The organism is Brevibacterium casei CIP 102111 (assembly GCF_900169275.1).
In the GTDB taxonomy this organism is placed as follows: domain Bacteria; phylum Actinomycetota; class Actinomycetes; order Actinomycetales; family Brevibacteriaceae; genus Brevibacterium; species Brevibacterium casei.
The window spans coordinates 45889-71550 of record NZ_FXZC01000003.1 but is presented as its reverse complement, the minus strand read 5'-3'; the positions used below and the strand labels follow the sequence as shown (position 1 = coordinate 71550).

Here is a 25662-nt window from a genome sequence, read left to right as displayed (position 1 = left end):
CGACACAAGAATTTCTGATGGACCACGAGTCCATCGCCAGGAAAGAGGATTTACGTGCCTGACGTTAATTTCTTTGATGAGCTGAGGATCGGTCTCGCCACCGCGGATGACATCCGCGGCTGGTCCCACGGCGAGGTGAAGAAGCCTGAGACCATCAACTACCGCACCCTCAAGCCGGAGAAGGACGGACTCTTCTGCGAGAAGATCTTCGGTCCCACCCGTGACTGGGAGTGCGCCTGCGGAAAGTACAAGCGCGTCCGCTTCAAGGGCATCATCTGCGAACGCTGCGGCGTCGAGGTGACCCGTGCCAAGGTGCGCCGTGAGCGCATGGGCCACATCGAGCTTGCCGCTCCCGTGACCCACATCTGGTACTTCAAGGGCGTCCCCTCGCGCTTGGGCTACCTGCTCGATCTCGCGCCGAAGGACCTCGAGAAGGTCATCTACTTCGCCGCGTACATGATCACCTCTGTTGACGAGGAGTCCCGTCACCGGGATCTGCCGAGCCTGCAGAACAAGATCGACGTCGAGAAGCAGCAGATCGGCGACCGCCGCGACGCTGACATCGACCGTCGTGCCAAGAAGCTCGAAGAGGATCTCGCAGCGCTCGAGGCCGAGGGCGGCTCCGCCCAGGCGAAGAAGAAGCTGCGCGATGTCGCCGACAAGGAGATGGACAAGCTGCGCAAGAACGCCGATCGCGAGATCGACCGTCTTGAGCAGGTGTGGGACAGGTTCAAGAACCTCAAGGTCAACGACCTCGAGGGCGATGAGAGCCTCTACCGCGAGATGTTCGCCCGCTTCGGCCTCTACTTCACCGGTGCCATGGGCGCCGAGGCGATCCAGAAGCGCCTCCTCGACTTCGACCTCGAGGCCGAAGCCGAGAAGCTGCGCGAGCTGATCAACACCGGCAAGGGACAGCGCAAGACCCGCGCGCTCAAGCGCCTCAAGGTCGTCAACGCGTTCCTCACCACGGACAACAACCCCGAGGGCATGGTCCTCGACGTCGTCCCGGTGATCCCGCCCGAGCTGCGCCCGATGGTCCAGCTCGACGGCGGCCGCTTCGCGACCTCGGATCTCAACGACCTCTACCGTCGTGTGATCAACCGCAACAACCGCCTCAAGCGGCTCCTCGACCTCGGCGCCCCCGAGATCATCGTCAACAACGAGAAGCGGATGCTCCAGGAGGCCGTCGACTCGCTGTTCGACAACGGCCGTCGCGGACGTCCTGTGACCGGACCGGGCAACCGTCCGCTCAAGTCGCTCTCCGACATGCTCAAGGGCAAGCAGGGCCGGTTCCGTCAGAACCTGCTCGGCAAGCGCGTCGACTACTCGGGCCGTTCGGTCATCGTCGTCGGTCCGCAGCTCAGCCTCCACCAGGCCGGTCTGCCCAAGACCATGGCCCTGGAGCTGTTCAAGCCGTTCGTGATGAAGCGCCTGGTCGATCTCAACCATGCGCAGAACATCAAGTCGGCCAAGCGGATGGTCGAGCGCCAGCACCCGCAGGTGTGGGACGTCCTCGAAGAGGTCATCACCGAGCACCCGGTGCTGCTCAACCGCGCACCGACCCTGCACCGCCTCGGCATCCAGGCGTTCGAACCGCAGCTTATCGAGGGTAAGGCCATCCAGCTCCACCCCCTCGTGTGCTCGGCCTTCAACGCCGACTTCGACGGTGACCAGATGGCTGTCCACCTGCCGCTGAGCCCCGAGGCGCAGGCTGAGGCCCGCATCCTCATGCTCTCGGCGAACAACATCCTCAAGCCCTCCGACGGCAAGCCCGTGACCATGCCCTCGCAGGACATGATCATCGGCCTCTACCACCTCACCTCGGAGCGCAAGGGACTCGCCGGCGAGGGCCGGTCGTTCTCCAGCCTCGGCGAGGCCATCATGGCCTTCGATCACGGCGAGCTCGACCTCGGTTCGGTCGTGACCATCCGCCTCGAGAACGTCGTTCCGGGTGCGGACCTCGAGGTTCCCGAGGGCTGGGAGCCGGGTATGCCGCTCGACGTCACCACGACGCTGGGCCGTGCCCTGTTCAACGAGTACCTGCCCGCCGACTACACGTTCGTCAACTCGACGATCGACAAGAAGGCGCTGAGCCGGATCGTCAACCACCTCGCCGAGGAGTACCCGAAGGTCGAGGTCGCGCACACGCTCGACAACTTCAAGTCCGGCGGCTTCCACTGGGCGACTCGTTCGGGTATCACCGTGGCGATGTCGGACATCGTCTCGCCCGAGGCGAAGACGGAGATCCTCGACAACGCCGAGGCGCTCGACACGAAGGTCCAGCAGCAGTACGAACTCGGTGCGCTCACCGACGACGAGCGCCGCAACGAGCTCGTCAAGCTGTGGACCGAGACCACCGAGAAGGTCGACCAGGTGATGCGGACGAACTTCCCGGAGGAGAACTCCGTGCTCCGCCTTGTCGACTCGGGTGCGTCCGGCAACTGGATGCAGGTCCGTCAGCTCGCCGGTATGCGCGGTCTGGTGACGAACCCGAAGGGTGAGATCATCCCGCGTCCGATCACGTCGAACTACCGTGAGGGACTCTCGGTGCTCGAGTACTTCATCGCCTCCCACGGCGCCCGCAAGGGCCTCGCGGACACGGCGCTGCGTACCGCTGACTCCGGTTACCTCACGCGTCGACTCGTCGACGTCTCGCAGGACGTCATCATCCGCACCGCGGAGACCGATTCGACCAAGGGCATCACCCTGCCCGTGGCCGAGCGCGACCACGACGGCAACCTCGTTCCGCACGAGTTCGTCGAGACCAGCGTCTACGGCCGTCTCACGGTCTCCGACGTCACCGACGCCGACGGCAACGTCATCGTCCCGGCGAAGACGGACGTCACCGCTGAGGTCGTCGACACCCTCGTGGCCGCCGGCATCGAAGAGCTCAAGGTCTACTCCGTGCTCACCGCGGATTCGGACACGCAGATCTCGGCGATGCACTACGGTCGTTCGATGGCCACCGGCAAGCTCGTCGACATCGGCGAGGCGATCGGCACGGTCGCTGCCCAGTCGATCGGCGAGCCCGGCACGCAGCTGACGATGCGCACCTTCCACACCGGTGGTGTGGCGGCGTCCTCGGGTGACATCACCCAGGGTCTGCCCCGTGTCACCGAGCTCTTCGAGGCCCGCACCCCGAAGGGCTTCGCCCCCATCGCCGAGGCGACCGGTCGGGCGAAGATCGACGACAGCCGCAAGACCCGCTTCGTCGTCATCACCCCCGATGACGGCAGCGAGGAGATCGAGCACGCAGTCTCCAAGCGCGCCCGCCTCCTCGTCGAGGACGGTCAGCACGTCAAGGCGGGCGAGCAGCTCGTCGTCGGTGCTGTCGATCCGAAGCAGGTGCTGCGCATCCGCGGTCGCCGTGAGGCCGAGCGCTTCCTCGTCGAGCAGGTGCAGAAGGTGTACCGCTCGCAGGGCGTGGGCATCCACGACAAGCACATCGAGGTCATCGTACGGCAGATGCTGCGTCGCGTGACCGTCATCGAGTCGGGCGACACCAACCTGCTGCCCGGCGAGCTCGTCGACCGCGGCCGCTACCAGGCGGAGAACCGTCGCGTCGTCGCCGAAGGCGGACAGCCGGCTTCGGCCCGTGACGAGCTCATGGGCATCACGAAGGCCTCGCTGGCCACCGAGTCGTGGCTCTCGGCTGCGTCCTTCCAGGAGACCACGCGCGTCCTCACCGAGGCCGCGATGGAAGGCAAGTCGGACACGCTCATGGGGCTCAAGGAGAACGTCATCCTCGGTAAGCTCATCCCGGCCGGCACCGGCCTCCAGACGCACCGCAACATCGTTGTGGAGCCGACGGAGGAGGCGAAGGCCGAGATGTTCACCAACAGCTACGGTGACTTCTACGCGGGCATCGGCGCCGACTCCGGCTCCGCGATCCCGCTCGAGGACTACGACTACGGCGCCTTCAGCTGAGTCTGAGTTCCAGACCGCCTGAGGTCTGAACGGCAGAGGGGCACCCACCGACACGGTGGGTGCCCCTCGTGCATTCAGCGCTTGGGCCGCCGCTCGCGCGGTTGCGACGCCTTCCGCGCGGATCGCGACTACCCGAAGAGAACCTGCGCCTCTTCCCAGCGGTCGAGCGGCACCGTCTTGAGGCTGTCGACGGCCGAGGCCATCTCGACGGCGACGATGTCGGTGCCCTTGAGGCTCGCCATCTTCCCCCATTGCTCGTCGTGGGCGAGGTCGGCTGCGGCCATGCCGAGCCGGGTCGAGAGCACCCGGTCATACGCGGTGGGGGAGCCGCCGCGCTGCAGGTGTCCGAGGATCGTCGCGCGGGTCTCGATGCCCGTGGTCTCCTCGATGAGGGGTGCGAGGTAGTTCGCGATGCCGCCGAGGCGGGCCCGGCCCCGGCTGTCGAGACCGCGGTCGGCGATCTGCTCGTCGAGGCCCTCGGGCACGAAGCCTTCGGCGACGACGACTATCGGGGCGCGACCGCGGTCCCTCGCCGAGGTCACCCACTGCCCGATCTGGTCCATCGAGACGGGGAACTCGGGCATGAGGATCGCGTGCGCGCCGCCGGCCATACCCGAGTGCAGCGCGATCCAGCCGACGTTGCGGCCCATCACCTCGATGACCATGCACCGGTGGTGCGACTCAGCGGTCGTGCGCAGCCGGTCGATCGCCTCGGTGGCAATCGACTGGGCGGTGTCGAAGCCGAACGTGTAGTCGGTGTTGTCGAGGTCGTTGTCGATCGTCTTCGGCACCCCGACGATGTTGAGCCCCTCCTCCTCGACGAGGCGCGAGGCACCCGAAAGCGTCCCCTCGCCGCCGATCGCGACGATCGCATCGATGTCGTGGGCGGCCATCACCTCGCGCATCCGCGCCGGACCGCCGTCCTCGTAGGGGTGAGTGCGGGAGGTGCCGAGGATCGTGCCGCCGCGTCCGGACAGGCCGCGGACATCGAGCATCGACATCTCGAACACGTCGTCCTCGAGGAGTCCCCGCCAGCCGTCCCTGATCCCGACGAACGAGGAGCCGTGGGAGCGGATGCCCTTGCGGACGATGCCGCGGATGACGGCGTTGAGTCCGGGGCTGTCGCCGCCGGAGGTGAGGATCCCGATTCTCATGTCAGCTGTCCCTGGTCCTTTCCTCGGTAGCCCTTCGCCAGGTGGATGTCGTGGCCGGCCATGAGCGACATGCCCTTGAGCACGAGCGTTCCGTTCGATCCGTCGCCGCGGGCGGACTGCCGGACCTCGTTGCCGGCCATGATGTTGATCGTCTCGTCCTTGATCCGCACGCCCGGCGGGACGTAGATGTCGTTGCCGCCCCACATCGCGAAGGAGTGGAGCTCGACGGTGACACCGGGGCCCATCACCTCGCAGAGGTCGATGTTGTCCCCGCCCATGAGCGCGTACGTCGTCACCTCGGCGGTGCCGGCGGGCACGTCGATCTCGCGCCCGGACATGATCGCCACGGAGTTCACCGGCGCCGAGGTGCCGGGTGCGGCGAGCGGCGACAGCGGTGCGGGTCGGTTGCCGGGGACGATCTGCGATCCGGGGGTCGTTCCGCCCGTCTGCGCCTCGAGCGATCGGTGGAGGTCGTTGCCCTCGGGAAGGTCGACGATGAGCGGCATGAGTTCGTCGAGGTACTTCGCCGCGATCGCCTCGTCCTGCCGCTCAGCGGTCTCCTCGGGGTCGAGGCGACCGTTCGAGACGGCGTCGGTGATGACGGCGAGCACGGCGTCGCGGTCCTTGTCAGAGGCGCGGATCCGCGGACGGGAGGGGAGCTCTGGCTGTTCGTCGGACATGGTCACCAGTGTAGCGGGGACCACACCCGTCGACCGGGGACAGCACACGGGCGGTGCCCCTGGTTGGGGCACCGCCCGTAGGATGCGGAACCGTGCCCTCGCCGAGGCGGTGGCACGGACCCCGCGCCACCGCCTCGGCGAGGGGGTCGGCTCAGCGCTTCAGGTCGTAGCGGTCGGCTTCGACGACCTTCGTCCAGGCACGGACGAAGTCGGTGACGAACTTCTCCTGCGCATCGTCGGAGGCGTAGACCTCGGCGATCGCACGCAGCTCGGAGTTCGCACCGAAGAGCAGGTCGACGCGGCTGCCCGACCACAGCTTCTCACCATCGGGGGAGTAGTTCTCGTAGAGGTTCGTCGTCGCCGAATCGCCGACGGCCTTCCACGTGTTGCCGAGCTCGAGGAGGTTGACGAAGAAGTCGTTCGTCAGCTGCTCCTTGCGGTCGGTGAAGACGCCGAGCTCGGAGTCCTCGTAGTTCGCCCCGAGGACGCGCAGGCCGCCGATGAGGACGGTGAGCTCGGACGGGGTGAGCCCGAGCAGGCTCGCCTGGTCGAGCAGGAGGAACTCCGCGGCCAGGGGCAGATCCGGGGTGAGGTAGTTGCGGAAGCCGTCGTGGGTGGGCTCGAGGTAGGAGAACGACTCGATGTCGGTCTGCTCCTGCGAGGCGTCCCCGCGACCGGTCGAGACCGGGACGGTGATGTCGTGGCCGGCCGCGGCGGCGGCGGTCTCGACGCCCACGGCACCGGCGATCGCGACGACGTCGGCGAAGGAGGCGCCGGTCTGGTCGGCGATGCCCTCGAGGACGCCGATCACCTCGGCGAGCTTCGCCGGCTCGTTCGCGGTCCAGTCACGCTGCGGTTCGAGGCGCAGGCGCCCGCCGTTGACGCCGCCGCGCATGTCGGAGACGCGGTGCGAGGAGGCGGCGGCCCACGTCGTCGAGACGAGCTGGGACACGCTCAGACCCGAGTTGCGGATCGAGGCCTTGACGAGCTCGAGCTCACCGTCGTTGAGAGGGGTGCCGGCCGGGATCGGGTCCTGCCAGATGAGCTCCTCGGTGGGAACCTCGGGTCCGAGGTACCGGGTGGCCGGGCCCATGTCACGGTGGGTGAGCTTGAACCAGGCCCGGGCGAACGCGTCTTCGAAAGCGGCCTGGTCGTCCTTGAAGCGGCGCGAGATCTTCTCGTAGGCGGGGTCGAAGCGCAGGGAGAGGTCGGTGGTGAGCATGCGCGGCTCCCGGCGTCCCTCACCCTGGGCCATCGGGACCATGTCGTCGCCGCCGCCGTCGATCGGACGCCACTGGATGTGGCCGCCCTCGTTCTCGAACTTCTCCCACTCGTAGGCGAAGAGGATGTGGAAGAACTCGTTGTCCCAGCGGGTCGGATGGTAGGTCCACGTGACCTCGATGCCGCTGCCGATCGAGTCATTGCCGTGCCCGGTGCCGAAGTCGGACTTCCAGCCCAGACCCTGCTGCTCGAGCGGGGCGCCCTCGGGGTCGGCGCCCTTGTGGCTCTCGGGGCCGGCGCCGTGGGTCTTGCCGAAGGTGTGACCGCCGGCGATGAGGGCGACGGTCTCCTCGTCGTTCATCGCCATCCGACCGAAGGTGTCGCGGATGTCGGCAGCGGCCTTGAGCGGGTCGGGCTCGCCCTCAGGGCCTTCCGGGTTGACGTAGATGAGGCCCATCGTCGTCGCCGCCAGCGGCTTCTGCAGCTCGCGGTTGCCCGCGTAGCGCTTGTCGGTGCCCAGCCATTCGGTCTCCGAGCCCCAGTAGACGTCGTTGTCCGGCTCCCAGACGTCCTTGCGTCCGCCGGCGAAGCCGAAGGTCTTGAAGCCCATCTGCTCGAGGGCGACGTTGCCCGCGAGGATGAAGAGGTCGGCCCAGGAGATCTTCTTGCCGTACTTCTTCTTCAGCGGCCACAGCAGACGCCGGGCCTTGTCGAGTCCGACGTTGTCGGGCCACGAGTTGAGCGGGGCGAAGCGCTGCTGGCCCTCACCGCCGCCGCCGCGACCGTCCTGGACGCGGTAGGTGCCCGCCGAGTGCCAGGCCATGCGGATCATGAACGGGCCGTAGTTGCCGAAGTCGGCGGGCCACCAGTCCTCGCTCGTGCGCTGCATCTCCGCGAGGTCGGCCTTGAGAGCGAAGTAGTCGAGGCTGTTGAACTCGGCCGCGTAGTCGAAGTCCTCATCCATCGGGTCGCGGGCCGGCTGGTTCTTCGCGAGGATCTTGAGGTTGAGGCGGTTGGGCCACCAGTGGGAGTTGGCGTCGCCCTGCATCGGAGAGGTCAGGGACCCGGGCTCGGTGGTCGCGGTTGCCGTCGAGTCGCCGTGGACGACCGGGCAGCCGCCCGTGGTGGAGGTTTCGGACATGGGGTTCCTTTCGGGTTCGAGCCGCAGGGCGGCTCAGCTGTTGTCCTCGGCAGCGGTTGCCCGCAGGCGTCTGCGCCGGTTCACGCGACAGAGGTGCGTTGCTCAGTCTCCCTGGTCGCTCGGTCCCTCACTGCCGCTGCGGCAGTCGGGGCAGAGTCCCCAGAACGTCACCTCGGCCTGGTCGACTGCGAATCCGTGATCGTGCGACGGACTCAGACAGGGCGCCCGGCCGACCGTGCAGTCGACATCGACGATGAGACCGCACGACCGGCAGACGAGGTGATGGTGGTTGTCGCCGATGCGCCGCTCGTATCTGGCCACGGACCCGGACGGCTGGATGCTCCGGACGAGGCCGACCGCGGTGAGCGTGTGCAGCGAATCGTAGACGGCCTGATGGGAGACGTCCGGCAGGCTCTCCCTGACGGATCGGATGACGGTCTCGGTGTCGGCATGGGGGTGGGTGTCCACCGCCGCCAGCACCGCGACCCTCTGCTTCGTCACGCGCAGGGAACTGCTCCGCAGGGTCGCGGAATAGTCCTCGGCGTGCACGCGTTCTTCCTCTGACACACCTTCACCCTGCCCCGTTTTCTTGAATGAGTCAAGGAAGCGGGTCCTCAGCCGTGCCTCCTCGCCGAGGTGGCTGCCGGGCCGGAGGGCCGTGTGACCCCGGTCTCGCCGGGGCGGAGGCCCTCGCGCTCCCGTTCCGGCAGGGTGCCGGTGGTTTTGACCGGAGGCTCGCGCACGCGATATTCTGGGATGCGACTGATTGTGTTATCTGTGTCGTCGGACGATCATGCCAGGTGTTCTGTGAGGCCTGGGACCAGTGTGAGTGCGACCGGCGCAGGCCGCCGAAACCGCGGGCCTCTGCGCGTGCGTGTCCTTGCGACACTCCCGACCGCAGGGTGCGTGGCATCGCGCGGATACTGGCATCGGGAGTCAAGCTTCACCCGGTGTTCAGTCGGATATGTCCCACGGTTCACAGACGCGCATGCGCGACCGATGTGGGAATTAGGTTCATCGAGAAGCAATGGAGAACGCTTAGTGCCGACAATCCAGCAGCTCGTCCGCAAAGGACGGCATAACAAGTCCGCAGGGTCCGACGCCCCTGCCCTCAAGGGCAGCCCCCAGCGTCGCGGCGTGTGCACCCGTGTGTACACCACGACCCCCAAGAAGCCGAACTCGGCTCTTCGCAAGGTCGCTCGTGTCAAGCTCTCGAGCCAGATCGAAGTGACCGCGTACATCCCCGGCGAGGGACACAACCTGCAGGAGCACTCGATCGTGCTCGTCCGCGGCGGCCGTGTCAAGGACCTCCCGGGTGTGCGCTACCGGATCGTGCGCGGTTCCCTCGACACCCAGGGTGTCAAGGGCCGTCAGCAGGCCCGCAGCAAGTACGGAGCGAAGAGGGAGAAGAAGTAATGCCGCGCAAAGGTCCCGCACCCAAGCGACCGATCGTCATCGACCCGGTCTTCAACTCGCCGCTCGTCACGCAGCTGATCAACAAGATCCTGCTCGACGGCAAGCGGTCGACGGCCGAGCGCATCGTCTACGGTGCCCTCGAGGGAACTCGTGAGAAGAACGGCAACGACCCCGTCGCCAACCTCAAGAAGGCCCTCGACAACATCCGTCCGTCCCTCGAGGTCCGCTCCCGCCGTGTCGGCGGTGCGACCTACCAGGTTCCGGTCGATGTCCGTCCTGCTCGTTCGACCACCCTCGCGCTGCGCTGGCTCGTCGGCTACGCCCGCCAGCGTCGCGAGAAGACGATGACCGAGCGCCTCATGAATGAGATCCTCGACGCCGGCAACGGCCTCGGTGCCGCAGTCAAGCGCCGTGAGGACACCCACAAGATGGCCGAGTCCAACAAGGCCTTCGCCCACTACCGCTGGTAATCGTCGCCCCCGCCCCCGGTCGGTCCGCTCCGGACCGACCGGGGGCCGGGGGAGTCGATCAAGTCATCGATTGAGAGAGAGACACCGTGGCACTTGACGTGCTCACCGACCTGAACAAGGTCCGCAACATCGGCATCATGGCCCACATCGATGCCGGTAAGACCACCACGACCGAACGCATCCTGTTCTACACCGGTGTGAACTACAAGATCGGCGAGACCCACGACGGTGCCTCGACGATGGACTGGATGGAGCAGGAGCAGGAGCGCGGCATCACGATCACGTCGGCCGCGACGACCTGCTACTGGCACGACTACCAGATCAACATCATCGACACCCCCGGGCACGTCGACTTCACCGTCGAGGTGGAGCGCTCGCTCCGCGTCCTCGACGGCGCCGTCGCTGTGTTCGACGGCAAGGAAGGCGTTGAGCCGCAGTCCGAGACCGTGTGGCGTCAGGCCGACAAGTACAACGTTCCGCGCGTGTGCTTCGTCAATAAGATGGACAAGCTCGGTGCGGACTTCTACTTCACCGTGCAGACCATCAAGGACCGCCTCGGTGCGAAGCCGCTCGTCATCCAGCTGCCGATCGGCGCCGAGTCCGAGTTCGAGGGCATCGTCGACCTCCTTGAGATGAAGGCCTACATCTGGCCTGACGAGTCCAAGAAGGGTCAGGACATGACCGAGATCGAGATCCCCGCGGATCTCAAGGACAAGGCCGAGGAATACCGCGCCCAGCTCGTCGAGGACGTCGCCGAGAGCTCTGAGGAGCTCATGGAGAAGTACCTCGAGGGCGAAGAGGTCTCCATCGAGGAGATCAAGGCCGGCATCCGCTCTCTCGTCATCAACTCCGAGGCCTTCCCGGTCATGTGCGGTTCCGCGTACAAGAACAAGGGCGTCCAGCCCATGCTCAACGCGGTCCTCGACTACCTCCCCTCGCCGCTCGACGTGCCTCCGATGATCGGACACAACCCGAGCAACGAGGAAGAGGAGATCGTCCGCAAGCCCGACGTCAAGGAGCCGTTCTCGGCGCTCGCGTTCAAGGTCGCCACGCACCCGTTCTTCGGTGCGCTGACCTACGTCCGCGTGTACTCGGGACAGGTGAAGTCGGGTGAGCAGGTCCTCAACGCCACGAGCGGGAAGAAGGAGCGCGTCGGAAAGCTCTTCCAGATGCACTCCAACAAGGAGAACCCGGTCGAAGAGGCGATCGCGGGTCACATCTACGCGTTCATCGGCCTCAAGGACACCACCACCGGTGACACCCTGTGCGATCCGGCACACCCGATCGCGCTCGAGTCGATGACCTTCCCCGAGCCCGTCATCTCCGTGGCCATCGAGCCCAAGACGAAGGGCGACCAGGAGAAGCTCTCGGCTGCCATCCAGAAGTTCGTCAAGGAAGACCCGACCTACCAGGTCGAGCTCGACGCGGAGACCGGTCAGACCGTCATCCGCGGCATGGGCGAACTCCACCTCGACATCCTCGTCGACCGCATGCGTCGCGAGTTCAAGGTCGAGGCGAACGTCGGCAAGCCGCAGGTCGCGTACCGCGAGACGATCCGTCGGGCCGTGGAGAAGTACGACTACACCCACAAGAAGCAGACGGGTGGATCGGGACAGTTCGCGAAGGTCCAGGTCACCTTCGAGCCTCTCGAGGTCGACGGCGACACGATCTACGAGTTCGAGAATGCCATCACGGGCGGCCGGGTGCCGCGCGAGTACATTCCGAGCGTCGACGCTGGCATCCAGGACGCCATGCAGCTCGGTGTCCTCGCCGGCTACCCGCTGGTCGGCATCAAGGCCACCCTGGTCGATGGTGCCTACCACGACGTCGACTCCTCGGAGATGGCGTTCAAGATCGCCGGTTCGATGGTCCTCAAGGAGGCCGTCCGGAAGGCGAACCCGGTTCTGCTCGAGCCGGTCATGGAAGTCGAGGTGCGCACCCCTGAGGAGTACATGGGTGACGTCATCGGCGACCTCAACTCTCGGCGTGGCCAGATCCAGTCGATGGACGACGCTTCCGGCGTGAAGGTCGTCCGCGCGATGGTCCCGCTCTCGGAGATGTTCGGCTACATCGGCGACCTGCGGTCGAAGACCCAGGGCCGTGCGGTGTACTCGATGCAGTTCTCCAGCTACGCGGAGGTCCCGAAGGCTGTTGCCGACGAGATCATCCAGAAGGTGCGCGGCGGAGAGTGATCTCCTAAGGCTCATCGCCAAGGTGATGTAGAACAACATCACCGGAATGAAAGATAACCAACAAAGGTCTAAGATATGAACCGCATATCTTTTGCCAACCACGAGGAGGAACCCAGTGGCAAAGGCTAGTTTCGATAGGACTAAGCCGCACGTCAACATCGGCACCATCGGCCACGTTGACCACGGAAAGACCACCTTGACCGCTGCGATCACCAAGGTCCTGGCGGACAAGTACCCCGATCTCAACGAGGCTCGTGCCTTCGACCAGGTGGACAACGCACCTGAGGAGAAGGAGCGCGGCATCACCATCAACGTCTCGCACGTTGAGTACCAGACCGAGAAGCGTCACTACGCTCACGTCGATGCCCCGGGTCACGCCGACTACATCAAGAACATGATCACCGGTGCTGCTCAGATGGACGGCGCGATCCTCGTCGTCGCCGCCACCGACGGTCCGATGCCGCAGACCCGTGAGCACGTCCTGCTCGCGCGTCAGGTGGGTGTGCCCTACATCGTCGTGGCTCTCAACAAGTCCGACATGGTCGAAGACGAGGAGCTCCTCGAGCTCGTCGAGTTCGAGGTCCGCGACCTCCTCTCCAGCCAGGAGTTCGACGGGGACAACGCTCCCGTCGTCCAGGTCTCCGCTCTCAAGGCCCTCGAGGGCGACGAGAAGTGGGTCAAGACCGTCGAAGAGCTCATGGACCAGGTCGACGACTTCGTTCCCGAGCCGGAGCGCGACGTCGACAAGCCGTTCCTCATGCCCGTCGAGGACGTCTTCACGATCACCGGTCGTGGAACCGTCGTCACCGGTCGTGTCGAGCGCGGCGTCCTCCTCCCCAACGAGGAGATCGAGATCGTCGGCATCAAGCCGAAGTCCTCGAAGACCACGGTCACGGCCATCGAGATGTTCCGCAAGACCCTGCCGGACGCCCGTGCAGGTGAGAACGTCGGTCTGCTTCTCCGCGGCACCAAGCGCGAAGACGTCGAGCGCGGTCAGGTCATCGTCAAGCCGGGTTCGATCACCCCGCACACCAAGTTCGAGGCCCAGGTCTACATCCTGAGCAAGGACGAGGGCGGCCGTCACAACCCGTTCTACTCGAACTACCGTCCGCAGTTCTACTTCCGGACCACGGACGTCACCGGCGTCATCACGCTGCCCGAGGGCACCGAGATGGTCATGCCCGGCGACAACACCGACATGTCGGTCGAGCTCATCCAGCCGATCGCCATGGAGGAGGGCCTCCGCTTCGCCATCCGCGAAGGTGGACGCACCGTCGGCGCCGGTCGAGTCACCAAGATCATCGAGTGATCTGACTCGTCTGAGTGAACTCAGCCTTCGGACCCCGGTCTGAAGCAGTTCAGGGGCTGCAATCCCGTACAGGGATTGCGGCCCCTGTCGCGTCTATGCTGGAGACGTCGGAGTTCGATCCCGTGAGGAGACCCATGACGACAGATGCAGCGAGGCCGCAGGAGCACGGCAGGCCCCAGCCTTCGGTCCCGCCCTCGCCGAGGTGGTCCGACGACGCCGTCATCTACCAGATCTACCCCCGGTCGTTCGCCGACGGAGACGGCGACGGAGTAGGGGATCTGCGGGGCATCCTCGATCGCCTCTCGCACATCGTCGACCTCGGGGTCGACGCGATCTGGCTCTCGCCCTTCTACCCCTCACCGCAGAACGACGCCGGCTACGACGTCGCCGACTACGTCGACGTCGACCCGCTCTTCGGCAGCCTTGAGGACTTCGACGAGCTCGTCGCCCGCGCCCACGACGCAGGCATCCGCGTCATCGTCGACCTCGTGCCCAACCACACCTCGTCGACGCATCCGTGGTTCCAAGCGGCCCTGACCGCCGAGGCGGGGGACCCCGCCCGCGATCTCTACGTCATCCGCCCCGGCCGAGAGGGTGGGGACGCCCCGCCGAACAACTGGACCTCGGTCTTCGGCGGTCCCGCCTGGACCCGCCTGCCCGGCAGCGACGACTGGTACCTCCACATCTTCGACCCCACCCAACCCGACCTCGACTGGTCGAACCCGGCCGTGCACGAGGAGTTCGCCGATATCCTGCGCTTCTGGCTCGACCGCGGCGTCGACGGCTTCCGCGTCGACGTCGCCCACGGACTCGTCAAGGCCGAGGGGCTGCCCGACCATGTCCCCGCGCTCGGAGCCTCGGGCGAGCCGGTGCCCTCGTCCTCACCGACGGCCGCCTCGCCGTTCTTCGACCAGGACGGGGTGCACGAGATCTACCGTGAGTGGAGGAGGATCCTCGACGCGTACCCGGGGGAGAGGATCCTCGTCGCCGAGGCGTGGGTCGAACCCCTCGAGCGTCTCTTCCGCTACGTCCGCGCCGATGAGATGGATCAGGCCTTCAACTTCACGTTCCTCATGGCCGGCTGGGATGCTCCCGGTCTCGCCCGTGCGATCGAGGGCACCTTCGCCGCGGCCGCTGAGGTCGGCGCGGCACCGACTTGGGTGCTCTCGAACCACGACACCGTCCGCCACCCCAGCCGCTTCGGGGTCGCCGAACCTCCGCCCCACCAGCGGGGCATCGGACCCGACGACCCGCAGCCGGATCTCACGCTGGGACGTCGTCGCGCCTCGGCGATGGCGCTCATCGAACTCGGACTGCCGGGATCGGCCTACATCTACCAGGGTGACGAACTCGGGCTGCCCGAGCACACGCAGCTGCCCGCCTCGGCGCGGCGCGACCCGGTCTATGCGCGCAGCCGCGGAGCCGAACTCGGCCGTGACGGGGCCCGCACCCCGTACCCGTGGTCCGCCTCGGCGCCGCATCTGGGTTTCGGCACGCCGGCGGGGGAGGAGACGTGGCTTCCCCAGCCCGAGGGCCACTCCGTCCTCGCCCATGACATCCAGAACGACGACCCCGAGTCCCACCTCCACCTCTACCGGGGACTGCTCCGGACTCGCCGGGAGCTCGGGATGGGGCGGGGAGCGTTCGCGTGGCACCCCCTCCACGATCCGCAGCGGGGACTCCTCGCCTTCACCGTGACGACGGAGACCGCCGCGGTGCTCGTGGCCGCGAACCTCTCGGAGGCGCCGATCGCCCTGCCCGAGGCGGTCGGGCGGCCGATCCTGGCCGCAAGCGGACCTGCCGCATGGGACGAGGGGACGCTGTCGGGCGAGAGTGCAGTGTGGGTGCCACTGGCATGAGTGCCGACTTGAGGTAATGTGTGATCCAGGTGGCAGTGCCACCGGCAACGTCGCAGACTGGCAGGTAGGCAATGAGGCATACGGCAAGGAAGCTCCGGCCCTGGCGAACGGGCCTGGCCGCGTTCGCCCTGCTCGGACTCGTCGGGATCACCGGCTGTGCGAGCGGAACGTCGACACCGACGCTGACGTGGTACATCAACCCTGACAACGGGGGTCAGGCGAAGATCGCCGAACAGTGCACTGCAGAGGCGGACGGGAAGTACCGGATCTCGACGAGTCTGCTGCCCAACGACGCTCCCAGCCAGCGAGAGCAGCTCATCCGCCGCCTCGCCTCATAGGACTCCTCGATCGACATCATGAGCCTCGACCCGGTCTACGTCGCCGAGATGGCCAACGCCGACTACCTCACCCCGGTTCCCGAGAAGTACGTGAACGAGTTCACCGAAGGCGTCATCCCGTCCTCCGTCGAGTCCTCGACTCGCCAGGACGAACTCGTCGCGACCCCGTTCTGGGCGAACACGCAGCTGCTGTGGTATCGGAAGTCCGTCGCCGAGGCGGCGGGCCTCGACATGTCCCAGCCGGTCACCTGGGACCAGATCATCGACGCCGCCGCGGAGCAGGACAAGCGCGTCGGCGTCCAGGGCATTCGGGCCGAGTCCCTGACCGTGTGGATCAATGCGATGATCGAATCCGCCGGCGGATCGATCGTGACGAACCCCGACTCCGACGGCGCCGACGAGGTCAAGCTCGGCATCGACTCCGAGGCGGGCAGGAGCGCCGCGGAGATCATGTCCAAGATCGGCTCCACCGGTGTCGGCGGACCTCAGCTGTCCAACCTCGACGAGAATGCCTCGATGCTCGAGTTCCAGTCCGACGACGGCGGGTTCATGGTCAACTGGCCCTTCATCTACCCGGCGACGAAGGCTGCCGTCGACGAGGGAAGCCTCGACCAGGCGGTGCTCGACGACATCGGCTGGACGATCTACCCCCGGGTCGACGAATCCCAGGAGGCGCGACCGCCGTTGGGTGGGATCAACCTCGGCGTCGGCGCGTTCTCCGAGAACCCCGACCTCGCCTACGAGGCCGTCGCGTGCATCAGGCAGCCGGAGAAGCAGGCGGAGTACTTCCTCACCGACGGCAATGCTCCCTCGAACCTCGCCGCCTTCGACGACCCTGAGGTCCAGAAGGAGTTCCCCGTCGCCGAGACCGTCGCCGAGTCGTTGAAGATCTCGGCAGCCCGCCCGCTCACCCCGTACTACAACGAGGTGACAGGCGGCATCCAGAAGTCCTGGCATCCGCCGGGCAGCGTCGACCCCGAGTCGACGCCGGCACGATCTCAGGAGTTCATCCTCGAAATCCTCCGAGGGGAGAGGCTGCTGTGAAGGCACGTGTGTCGAACCGGCAGCGAGGGGAGACGCGACTGGGCTGGATGCTCTCGGCCCCCGCGGTCATCATCCTCCTCGCCGTCACCGGTTATCCCATCCTCCAGGCCGTCTACTTCTCGTTCTTCAACTACCGGATGACGGACCCTGACAACCGCTTCGTCAACTGGGGGCAGAACTACATCGTCATCCTCACCGACCCACTGTGGTGGCAGACGGTCGGGGTGACTCTGCTGCTCACCGTTGTCACGGTCGCCGTCGAACTCGTCCTCGGGTTCGCACTCGCCCTCGTCATGCTCAATGCACTCAAAGCGGTGCGCCCGTGGGTGCGCACCGCGATCCTCATTCCCTACGGCATCATCACCGTCGTCGCCGCCTTCTCGTGGAAGTACGCCTTCGACCTCGGCACAGGCTTCGTCGGGACGTGGCTCTCGATGCCCGAGTTCGACTGGTTCGGTGACTTCTGGTCGGCGTTCCTCGTCATCTGTGCGGCCGAGATCTGGAAGACGACGCCGTTCATCTCGCTCCTCCTGCTCTCCGGTCTCGCGCAGATCCCCGGCGACATGCTCGAGGCGGCGACCGTCGACGGCGCCTCGTGGTGGCAGCGGATGTCGAAGGTGATCATCCCGAACATGAAGGCCGCGATCATGGTCGCCCTCCTCTTCCGCACCCTCGACGCCTTCCGCGTCTTCGACTCGGTCTTCGTCATGACCGCCGGCGCCCAGAACACGGCGACGGTCTCCTTCCTCACGTACAACCAGTCGATCGGTCAGCTCCAGCTGGGAATGGGTTCGGCGCTCTCGGTCCTGCTCTTCCTCAGCGTCGCCCTCATCTGCTTCATCTTCATCAAGGTCTTCAAGGTCGACTTGGCCCAGGCGAGGGGAGAGTGACGATGTCGGGTCGCAAGCACACAGTCTGGTGGATCGTCATCAGCCTCATCGTCGCCGTCTACGCACTGTTCCCGGTGCTGTGGATCGTCTCCCTGTCGCTCAAGTCGCCCGGGGACATCGCGAACAAGCGGTTCTGGCCCACGGCGATCGACTGGTCGAACTACGAGCTCATCTTCACGGGTGCGGCCAAGGACCTCTTCCTCCCGGCGCTCGTGAATTCGATCGGCATCTGCCTCATCGCCACCGTCATCGCCGTGGTGCTCGCCACCCTGACGGCCTATGCGGTTGCCCGGCTCGACTTCCCCGGCAAGAAGTTCATCCTCACCATGGCGCTCGCGGTCTCGATCTTCCCCGTCATCTCCCTCGTCACCCCGCTGTTCCGGATCTGGTCGGCGATCGGGCTCTACGACACGTGGGCGGGCCTGATCATCCCCTATCTCTCGCTCACCCTTCCGATCTCGATCTGGACGCTTGCGGCGTTCTTCCGGCAGATCCCGTGGGAGCTCGAGCAGGCGGCACAGGTCGACGGGGCGACGAGCTTCCAGGCGTTCCGCAAGGTCATCGTGCCCTTGGCCGCGCCCGGCGTGTTCACCACCGCGATCATCGCCTTCTTCATCGCCTGGAACGACTTCGTCTACGGCATCTCCCTGACCTCCACCTCGGCGGCGCGCCCGGTGCCGGCGGCACTCTCGTTCTTCACCGGAGCCAGCCAGTTCGAAGAGCCGGCGGGTGCGATCTCCGCGGCCGCCATCATCGTCACCATTCCGATCATCATCATCGTCCTCCTCTTCCAGCGCCAGATCGTCTCCGGCCTGACCTCGGGAGCGGTGAAGGGATGATCAGCCCAGCAGCCACAGCCACCGGTCGCGGGAGCGCAGAGCAGCACTCTGCGGACCCGCGGATCGTGACCGCACAGATACGGAGCACACGACCATGTCAGTGATCGAACTGCGCAACATCGTCAAGCGCTACGGCGACGGATTCCCGGCGATCAACGACGTCAGCCTCGACATCGCCGAGGGCGAGTTCGTCATCCTCGTCGGCCCCTCCGGTTCGGGCAAGTCGACGCTTCTGCGGATGATCGTCGGCCTCGAGGACATCACCGAGGGGGACCTCCGCATCGACTCCGAACGGGTCAACGACTCCGCACCCCGGGAGCGGGACCTGGCGATGGTGTTCCAGAACTACGCCCTCTATCCGCACCTCACCGTGGCCGAGAACATCGCGTTCCCGCTCATCCTCGCCAAGGGCCAGTACAGCAGGCAGGAGATCGACGAGCGGGTGTCGCGGGCGGCGAAGCTCCTCGAACTCGGCGACCACCTCGACCGCAAGCCTGCGAACCTCTCCGGCGGTCAGCGTCAGCGCGTGGCGATGGGGCGGGCGATCGTCCGCGATGCGAAGGCCTTCCTCTTCGACGAGCCGCTGTCGAACCTCGATGCGAAGCTGCGGATCCAGATGCGCACGGAGATCGCGCGGATGCAGCGCAACCTCGCGGTGACGACCGTCTACGTCACCCACGACCAGACCGAGGCGATGACGCTCGGGGACAAGGTCGCCGTGCTCAAGAAGGGCGTCCTCCAGCAGTACGCCAGTCCGCAGGAGCTCTACGACGAGCCGGTCAACCTCTTCGTCGCCGGCTTCATCGGCTCCCCGCCGATGAACTTCCTGCCGGTGGAGAACGTTGACGGTGAGCTGCGCTCGCCCTTCGGCGTCTTCACCCTGCCCGAGGGCGAGCGGGAGAAGCTGCGCGACGCACCCCAGTACCTCGTCGCCGGCATCCGACCCGAGGACTTCCACGATGCGGCGACGATCGATGAGGAGCGCCGCGGACGCGGCGCCCTGCTCAGCGCCGAGGTCGACGTCACCGAATGGCTGGGCAACGAGGTCTACGCCTACCTGCCCTTCGAAGCGGCGCCCGCCGTGCGCGAGGCCCTCGAAGAGCTCGACCGGGACCTCGACGGCGAAGGCGCGCGCACTCAGGTCGTCGCCGTCCTCGATCCGGCGACGAATGTCCAGGAGGGTGACACCGTCGACCTCTGGTTCGACCCGGCCAAGGTCATGGTCTTCGACCCCGAGACAGGGGAGAACCTCACCCGCGACCCGGAGAACGCGAAGCGTCTGGCAGCCGAATCGGAGGCCGCCCGGAAGCGCGCGCTCGACCGTGCCAAGGCCCAGCAGAACGGGAACGGGCAGTCGCAGCGCAACGGCGGGGTCCGGGCCGACGGCGAGGTTCAGCAGAACGGTCAGACTCAGTCCGCCGCCGAGGCGTAGCCGCACTCAGTTCACCACCCCCGCCGAAGCATGAGAACGGCACCGGTCGCGAGAGGGAAGGCCGCCTCGGCGGGGCAGCTTGTACGGGTGGAGGACGACCGCCTAGGCGGGTTGGCACTTGCGGGTCAAGGACGACGGCCTCGGGCAGGTGCAACCGCCGAACCAACCCGTGTGTGGTCGATGAACCGAGGCGAATCGGCGATTTCGGCGCATTTTCCACGGTTCTTCGACCACTAACGCACTCCTGAAGGTGTGCGATTCTTCGGAACCGGAGCGTGCCCTGCCGGCTGGGAGCGAGGGACCACCTCGGCGGGGCAGCTTGTACGGGTGGAGGACGACCGCCTAGGCGGGGCGGCACTTGCGGGTCAAGGACGACGGCCTCGGGCAGGTGCAACCGCCGAACCAACCCGTGTGTGGTCGATAAACCGAGGCGAATCGGCGGTTTCGGCGCAATCACCTCGGTTCTTCGACCACAGACGCGACTTCGGGCCGAAAGAACCCCGACGGAGGCATCGCGGACTGGTGAGTCAGTCGGGCGCGAGCTGCGCTCTTCGGGACGGAAGAAGTTCGGGGCTGAGACCCTTCTCACTCGTGAGGGGTCGGCGGCGGGGAGCCGGAGTGGTTCGCTGAGACTTCTCTCACAAGCGAGAAGCCCGGAATTGCGCGGGACACCGGGACTGTGACAAGATGGTCAGGTTGCGTTTCGGGTGTTGACCCCTGCACTGCGGCCTTCGGCCGCGAACAGCCCGGAACACTATCGGATCGATGAATCTGCTTCACTGCGGGTTCGGACCGAGCAGCCAATGAGTAGAAGCGCCGTCGGACCGCGCGAGGAAATCGAAGGATTTCTCCGCAAGGAACAGCCGACACGCCCGACCGCGGGGGCCGGTCATAGTCAGCCGGCACAGACCACGCCCGAGCATTCTCGGGTGATGGTTGATGGCCGGAAGGAACTGAAGAAAGAGACGACGCCATGGCGGGACAGAAGATCCGCATCCGGCTCAAGTCGTACGACCACGCTGTGATCGACAGTGCTGCACGCAAGATCGTGGACACCGTCACTCGCGCTGGTGCGACTGTTGTGGGCCCCGTGCCGTTGCCGACGGAGAAGAACGTGTACTGCGTCATCCGTTCGCCGCACAAGTACAAGGACAGCCGTGAGCACTTCGAGATGCGCACGCACAAGCGTCTGATCGACATCGTCGATCCGACGCCGAAGGCAGTCGATTCGCTCATGCGTCTCGACCTCGCTGACGACGTCAACATCGAGATCAAGCTCTAAGGGAGGGAAAAATGGCGAACACTCGTTCCTCAGCTCTCCCGACCACCCGCAAGGTCAAGGGCCTTCTGGGTACCAAGCTGGGCATGACCCAGGTGTGGGATGAGCAGAACAAGCTCGTGCCGGTGACCGTTGTGGCCACCGGAAACAACGTTGTCACCCAGATCCGCGACGAGGAAACCGATGGTTACCCCGCCGTGCAGATCGCATTCGGCGAGATCGACCCGCGCAAGGTCAACAAGCCGACCGCAGGTCACTTCGAGAAGGCCGGCGTGACCCCGCGTCGCCACCTCGTCGAGCTGCGCACCGCTGACGCCGGCGAGTACTCGCTCGGCCAGGAGCTCGGTGTCGACACGTTCGAGGCCGGAGTCAAGGTCGACGTCACCGCGAAGACCAAGGGCAAGGGCACCGCCGGTGTCATGAAGCGCCACGGCTTCGCCGGTGTCGGCGCCTCGCACGGTGCTCACCGCAACCACCGCAAGCCCGGTTCGATCGGTGGAGCGGCTACGCCGGGTCGCGTGTTCAAGGGCATGCGCATGGCCGGCCGCATGGGTGCCGTCAAGCACACCACCCAGAACCTCACGATCCACGCCGTGGACCCCGAGAACAACTTCCTGCTCATCAAGGGCGCCGTTCCCGGCCCCAAGGGCGCCGTCGTTCTCGTTCGCTCGGCCGCGAAGGAGGCCTGAACGATATGTCTGATGTCAAGACAGTCGACGTCGTCGATGCCACCGGTGCGAAGACCGGCTCGGTCGACCTGCCTGCCGAGGTCTTCGGCGTGCAGACGAACGTGCCGCTCATCCACCAGGTCGTCGTCGCGCAGCTCGCTGCTGCCCGTCAGGGCACGCACAAGACCAAGACCCGCTCCGAAGTTCGCGGCGGCGGTCGCAAGCCCTACCGTCAGAAGGGAACCGGCAACGCCCGTCAGGGTTCGATCCGCGCTCCCCAGTACAACGGCGGTGGAATCGTGCACGGTCCGGTGCCGCGCGACTACTCGCAGCGGACGCCGAAGAAGATGAAGGCCGCCGCCCTGCGCGGTGCCCTCTCCGACCGCGCACGCCTCGATCAGGTCTTCGTCGTGAAGAACCTCATCACCGGCGACGCCCCGTCGACCAAGCAGGCGAAGCTCGCGCTCGCCGGCCTCTCCGACCGGAAGAACACCCTCGTGGTGCTCGACCGCGACGACGAGGTCACCTACCTCAGCGTGCGCAACCTGCCCCACGTCCACGTGCTCACCTCCGATCAGCTCAACACCTACGATGTGCTGATCGCCGATGACATCGTGTTCACCGAGGCAGCTCTTGCCGCGTTCCTGGGCGGAAACCGCAATTCGGAGGACGCATCATGAGTCTCAACTTCAAGGATCCGCGCGACATCATCATCGCGCCGGTCGTCTCGGAAAAGACCTACAGCCTGATGGACGAAGGCAAGTACACCTTCATCGTCGATCAGCGCTCGAACAAGACCGAGATCAAGAACGCCATTGAATCGATCTTCGATGTGCAGGTCGCCAAGGTGAACACCCTGAACCGTCAGGGCAAGCGCCGTCGCACCCGCACCGGCTGGGGGAAGCGCAAGGACACCAAGCGTGCCATCGTCGCCCTCAAGGACGGATCGATCGACATCTTCGGTGGATCGCTCTAAGCGATCCTTCGCCAGAGAAGGACAAGACTCATGGGAATCCGCAAGCACAAGCCGACGACCCCGGGCCGCCGTGGCTCTTCGGTCGCCGACTTCGTCGAAGTGACCCGGTCGACGCCGGAGAAGTCGCTTCTGCGCCCGCTGCCCAAGCGCGGCGGCCGCAACAACCAGGGACGCGTGACCACCCGCCATCAGGGCGGCGGACACAAGCGCCAGTACCGTGTCATCGACTTCCGTCGCCATGACAAGGACGGCGTGCCCGCCAAGGTCGCACACATCGAATACGACCCGAACCGCACCGCGCGCATCGCCCTCCTGCACTACGCAGACGGTGAGAAGCGCTACATCATCGCCCCGCACAACCTCAAGCAGGGCGCACAGGTGGAAGCGGGACCGGGCGCCGACATCAAGCCGGGCAACAACCTCGCCCTGCGCAACATCCCGGTCGGCACCGTCGTCCACGCCGTCGAGCTCCGCCCCGGTGGCGGCGCGAAGATCGCCCGCTCTGCCGGTTCGTCCGTGCAGCTCGTCGCGAAGTACGGCCGTTTCGCTCAGCTGCGGATGCCTTCGGGCGAGATCCGCAACGTCGACGCCCGCTGCCGTGCCACGGTCGGCGAGGTCGGCAACGCCGAGCAGTCGAACATCAACTGGGGCAAGGCAGGCCGCATGCGCTGGAAGGGCAAGCGCCCGACCGTCCGCGGTGTTGTGATGAACCCGGTCGACCACCCGCACGGCGGTGGCGAGGGCAAGACCTCCGGTGGTCGTCACCCGGTCAGCCCTTGGGGTCAGCCAGAAGGCCGCACTCGCCGGCCGAAGAAAGAGAGCGACAAGTACATCGTGCGCCGTCGCCGGACCGGCAAGAAGCGCTGATTGGAGTACTGACTTATGCCTCGTAGCCTCAAGAAGGGTCCTTTCGTCGATGAGCACCTGTACCAGAAGGTCGCTCGTCAGAACGAAAAGGGCACCAAGAACGTAATCAAGACATGGTCGCGTCGCTCGATGATCATCCCGGACTTCCTGGGACACACCATCGCCGTTCACGACGGACGCAAGCACGTGCCGGTCTTCATCACTGAAGCGATGGTCGGGCACAAGCTCGGCGAGTTCGCACCCACACGGACGTTCCGTGGCCACGAAAAGGACGATCGCAAGGGTCGCCGCCGCTGAGGCGGGGGACTCTCGATCTTAGACAAGAGAGAAGGAAGCGATGGAAGCCAAGGCTAAGGCGCGTTACCTGCGCGTCACGCCTCGCAAGGCTCGGCGCGTCATCGACCTCATTCGTGGTCAGCAGGCGACCGAAGCACTTGCAGTGTTGAAGTTTGCAGAACAGTCCGCATCCGATCCGATCTACAAGCTCGTCGCCTCGGGCATCGCCAATGCGCGTGTCAAGGCCGACGAGGAGGGCCTTGCGTTCGACGAGAACGACCTGGTCATCTCGGAGGCGTTCGTGGACGAAGGACCGACCATGAAGCGGTTCCGCCCGCGTGCTCAGGGACGTGCGTTCCGCATCGAGAAGCGCACCAGCCACGTCACCGTGGTCCTGGCCAGCGGCGATGACCTGCCTCAGCGCAAGAGCCGGAAGGGGAACCGCTAATGGGCCAGAAGATCAATCCGAACGGATTCCGACTCGGAATCACCACGGACCACAAGTCGAAGTGGTTCGCTGACTCGACCAAGCCGGGGCAGCGCTACAGCGACTACGTGCTCGAAGACGTCAAGATCCGTCAGATGATGACCAAGGGCCTCGAGCGGGCCGGCATCTCGAAGGTCAACATCGAGCGCACCCGTGACCGTGTCCGCGTCGACATCCACACCGCCCGTCCGGGCATCGTCATCGGACGTCGCGGCGCCGAAGCCGACCGCATCCGCGGTCAGCTCGAGAAGCTCACCGGCAAGCAGATCCAGCTCAACATCCTCGAGGTGAAGAACCCCGAGATCGACGCTCAGCTCGTCGCTCAGGGTGTTGCCGAGCAGCTCGCGAGCCGTGTGGCGTTCCGCCGTGCGATGCGCAAGGCGATCCAGTCGGCGCAGCGCGCCGGTGCCAAGGGCATCCGCGTGCAGTGCTCGGGTCGTCTCGGCGGCGCCGAGATGAGCCGGTCGGAGTTCTACCGCGAAGGCCGTGTGCCCCTGCACACCCTGCGCGCGAACATCGACTACGGATTCCACGAGGCGCACACCACCTTCGGACGCATCGGCGTCAAGGTGTGGATCTACAAGGGCGACATGACCGACAAGGAGCTTGCCGCCGAGCAGGCGAAGGCTCCTGCTGCCCGCGGCCCGCGTGGTCGTGGACGCGGTCGTGGCGGCCGTGGCCGCGGTCAGGAAGGCGGAGCCCGCCGGAACGACTCGGCCCGTACCACTGAGAACAGCGCCGAGGCCCCCGCGGCTGAGGCCGGAACGGAGGGCTGAGACATGTTGATCCCTCGTCGAGTGAAGTACCGCAAGCAGCACCACCCCAAGCGGGGCGGCGCCGCCAAGGGTGGCACGACGGTGGCCTTCGGTGACTACGGCATCCAGGCCCTCGAGCCGGCCTACGTCACCAACAGGCAGATCGAAGCCGCACGTATTGCCATGACGCGCTACATCAAGCGCGGTGGCAAGGTGTGGATCAACATCTACCCTGACCGACCGCTGACGAAGAAGCCCGCCGAGACCCGCATGGGTTCCGGTAAGGGCTCTCCCGAGTGGTGGGTCGCCAATGTCAAGCCGGGTCGGGTCATGTTCGAACTCGCCGGCGTGTCCGAGGAAGTTGCTCGCGAGGCCCTGCGCCTGGCGATCCACAAGCTTCCGCTCAAGGCCCGCATCGTGGCCCGCGAAGGTGGTGAGTGAG

General features: G+C 66.0%; 22 protein-coding genes and 1 pseudogene. 19 read left to right on the top strand and 4 right to left on the bottom strand.

Annotated features, from left to right (window positions below; all coding sequences use genetic code 11):
* Positions 1-54 precede the first annotated feature (54 nt).
* On the top strand, positions 55-3927 hold the full coding sequence (locus BC102111_RS07285) for a DNA-directed RNA polymerase subunit beta' (protein ID WP_009379162.1): 3873 nt from the start codon (positions 55-57) through the stop codon (positions 3925-3927).
* Between the two features lie 128 nt (positions 3928-4055).
* Here BC102111_RS07285 and BC102111_RS07280 read toward each other — a convergent pair whose 3' ends face one another.
* The 4 genes from BC102111_RS07280 to BC102111_RS07265 all read right to left on the bottom strand — a co-directional run bounded on the left by BC102111_RS07280 (position 4056) and on the right by BC102111_RS07265 (position 8690).
* A complete protein-coding gene (locus BC102111_RS07280) occupies positions 4056-5081 on the bottom strand; it encodes a 6-phosphofructokinase (protein WP_009379164.1) in 1026 nt (341 codons plus the stop codon).
* A complete protein-coding gene (locus BC102111_RS07275) occupies positions 5078-5761 on the bottom strand; it encodes a DUF1707 SHOCT-like domain-containing protein (RefSeq protein WP_009379165.1) in 684 nt (227 codons plus the stop codon). The genes BC102111_RS07280 and BC102111_RS07275 overlap by 4 nt, the downstream gene beginning before the upstream one ends.
* A gap of 151 nt (positions 5762-5912) precedes the next feature.
* Complete coding sequence (gene katG / locus BC102111_RS07270; protein ID WP_063249173.1) at positions 5913-8123, bottom strand: catalase/peroxidase HPI; 2211 nt, start codon at positions 8121-8123, stop codon at positions 5913-5915.
* Positions 8124-8225: 102 nt separating this feature from the next.
* Positions 8226-8690, bottom strand: a complete 465-nt coding sequence (locus BC102111_RS07265) for a Fur family transcriptional regulator (protein WP_269447351.1) — start codon at positions 8688-8690, stop codon at positions 8226-8228.
* 474 nt (positions 8691-9164) lie between these two features.
* On the opposite strand from BC102111_RS07265, the gene rpsL reads away from it, so the two are divergent.
* From rpsL to rplP, 18 genes and pseudogenes are all read left to right on the top strand, one after another.
* Positions 9165-9539, top strand: coding sequence for a 30S ribosomal protein S12 (rpsL, locus tag BC102111_RS07260; RefSeq protein ID WP_009379175.1), 375 nt, complete (start codon positions 9165-9167; stop codon positions 9537-9539).
* Positions 9539-10009, top strand: a complete 471-nt coding sequence (gene rpsG / locus BC102111_RS07255; RefSeq protein WP_009379177.1) for a 30S ribosomal protein S7 — start codon at positions 9539-9541, stop codon at positions 10007-10009. Before rpsL ends, rpsG begins: the two co-directional genes overlap by 1 nt.
* A gap of 86 nt (positions 10010-10095) precedes the next feature.
* Entirely contained in the window at positions 10096-12201 is a 2106-nt protein-coding gene (fusA, locus tag BC102111_RS07250; RefSeq protein ID WP_009379179.1) for an elongation factor G, read from the top strand.
* A 115-nt stretch (positions 12202-12316) separates the two neighbouring features.
* The gene (tuf, locus tag BC102111_RS07245) at positions 12317-13510 is read left to right on the top strand and encodes an elongation factor Tu (RefSeq protein WP_009379181.1); all 1194 of its coding nucleotides are present in this window, start codon (positions 12317-12319) and stop codon (positions 13508-13510) included.
* Between the two features lie 134 nt (positions 13511-13644).
* Entirely contained in the window at positions 13645-15369 is a 1725-nt protein-coding gene (locus BC102111_RS07240; protein ID WP_101623924.1) for a glycoside hydrolase family 13 protein, read from the top strand.
* A gap of 71 nt (positions 15370-15440) precedes the next feature.
* Positions 15441-16751 (top strand): annotated as a pseudogene (locus tag BC102111_RS07235) (extracellular solute-binding protein).
* Positions 16752-16798: 47 nt separating this feature from the next.
* Positions 16799-17641 (top strand): carbohydrate ABC transporter permease, encoded by an 843-nt coding sequence (locus BC102111_RS07230; protein WP_009379187.1) that lies wholly within the window; start codon positions 16799-16801, stop codon positions 17639-17641.
* Positions 17642-17643: 2 nt separating this feature from the next.
* Entirely contained in the window at positions 17644-18480 is an 837-nt protein-coding gene (locus BC102111_RS07225) for a carbohydrate ABC transporter permease (protein WP_009379189.1), read from the top strand.
* Between the two features lie 94 nt (positions 18481-18574).
* On the top strand, positions 18575-19912 hold the full coding sequence (locus BC102111_RS07220) for an ABC transporter ATP-binding protein (RefSeq protein WP_101623923.1): 1338 nt from the start codon (positions 18575-18577) through the stop codon (positions 19910-19912).
* Between the two features lie 973 nt (positions 19913-20885).
* Positions 20886-21194, top strand: coding sequence for a 30S ribosomal protein S10 (rpsJ, locus tag BC102111_RS07215; RefSeq protein WP_009379191.1), 309 nt, complete (start codon positions 20886-20888; stop codon positions 21192-21194).
* Positions 21195-21205: 11 nt separating this feature from the next.
* Positions 21206-21880, top strand: coding sequence for a 50S ribosomal protein L3 (gene rplC, locus BC102111_RS07210; RefSeq protein ID WP_009379192.1), 675 nt, complete (start codon positions 21206-21208; stop codon positions 21878-21880).
* A gap of 5 nt (positions 21881-21885) precedes the next feature.
* Positions 21886-22539 (top strand): 50S ribosomal protein L4, encoded by a 654-nt coding sequence (gene rplD / locus BC102111_RS07205; protein WP_009379193.1) that lies wholly within the window; start codon positions 21886-21888, stop codon positions 22537-22539.
* A complete protein-coding gene (gene rplW, locus BC102111_RS07200) occupies positions 22536-22835 on the top strand; it encodes a 50S ribosomal protein L23 (RefSeq protein WP_009379194.1) in 300 nt (99 codons plus the stop codon). Before rplD ends, rplW begins: the two co-directional genes overlap by 4 nt.
* Positions 22836-22865: 30 nt before the next feature.
* A complete protein-coding gene (gene rplB, locus BC102111_RS07195; protein ID WP_009379195.1) occupies positions 22866-23702 on the top strand; it encodes a 50S ribosomal protein L2 in 837 nt (278 codons plus the stop codon).
* Between the two features lie 15 nt (positions 23703-23717).
* Positions 23718-23999 carry a 30S ribosomal protein S19 gene (gene rpsS / locus BC102111_RS07190; protein WP_009379196.1) on the top strand — a complete coding sequence of 94 codons (282 nt, stop codon included), beginning with the start codon at positions 23718-23720 and terminating at the stop codon, positions 23997-23999.
* 40 nt (positions 24000-24039) lie between these two features.
* Positions 24040-24426 carry a 50S ribosomal protein L22 gene (rplV, locus tag BC102111_RS07185; RefSeq protein WP_009379197.1) on the top strand — a complete coding sequence of 129 codons (387 nt, stop codon included), beginning with the start codon at positions 24040-24042 and terminating at the stop codon, positions 24424-24426.
* On the top strand, positions 24426-25241 hold the full coding sequence (gene rpsC, locus BC102111_RS07180) for a 30S ribosomal protein S3 (RefSeq protein ID WP_009379198.1): 816 nt from the start codon (positions 24426-24428) through the stop codon (positions 25239-25241). Before rplV ends, rpsC begins: the two co-directional genes overlap by 1 nt.
* Before the next feature lie 3 nt (positions 25242-25244).
* Positions 25245-25661, top strand: a complete 417-nt coding sequence (gene rplP, locus BC102111_RS07175; RefSeq protein WP_009379199.1) for a 50S ribosomal protein L16 — start codon at positions 25245-25247, stop codon at positions 25659-25661.
* The last annotated feature ends 1 nt before the right edge of the window (position 25662 follow it).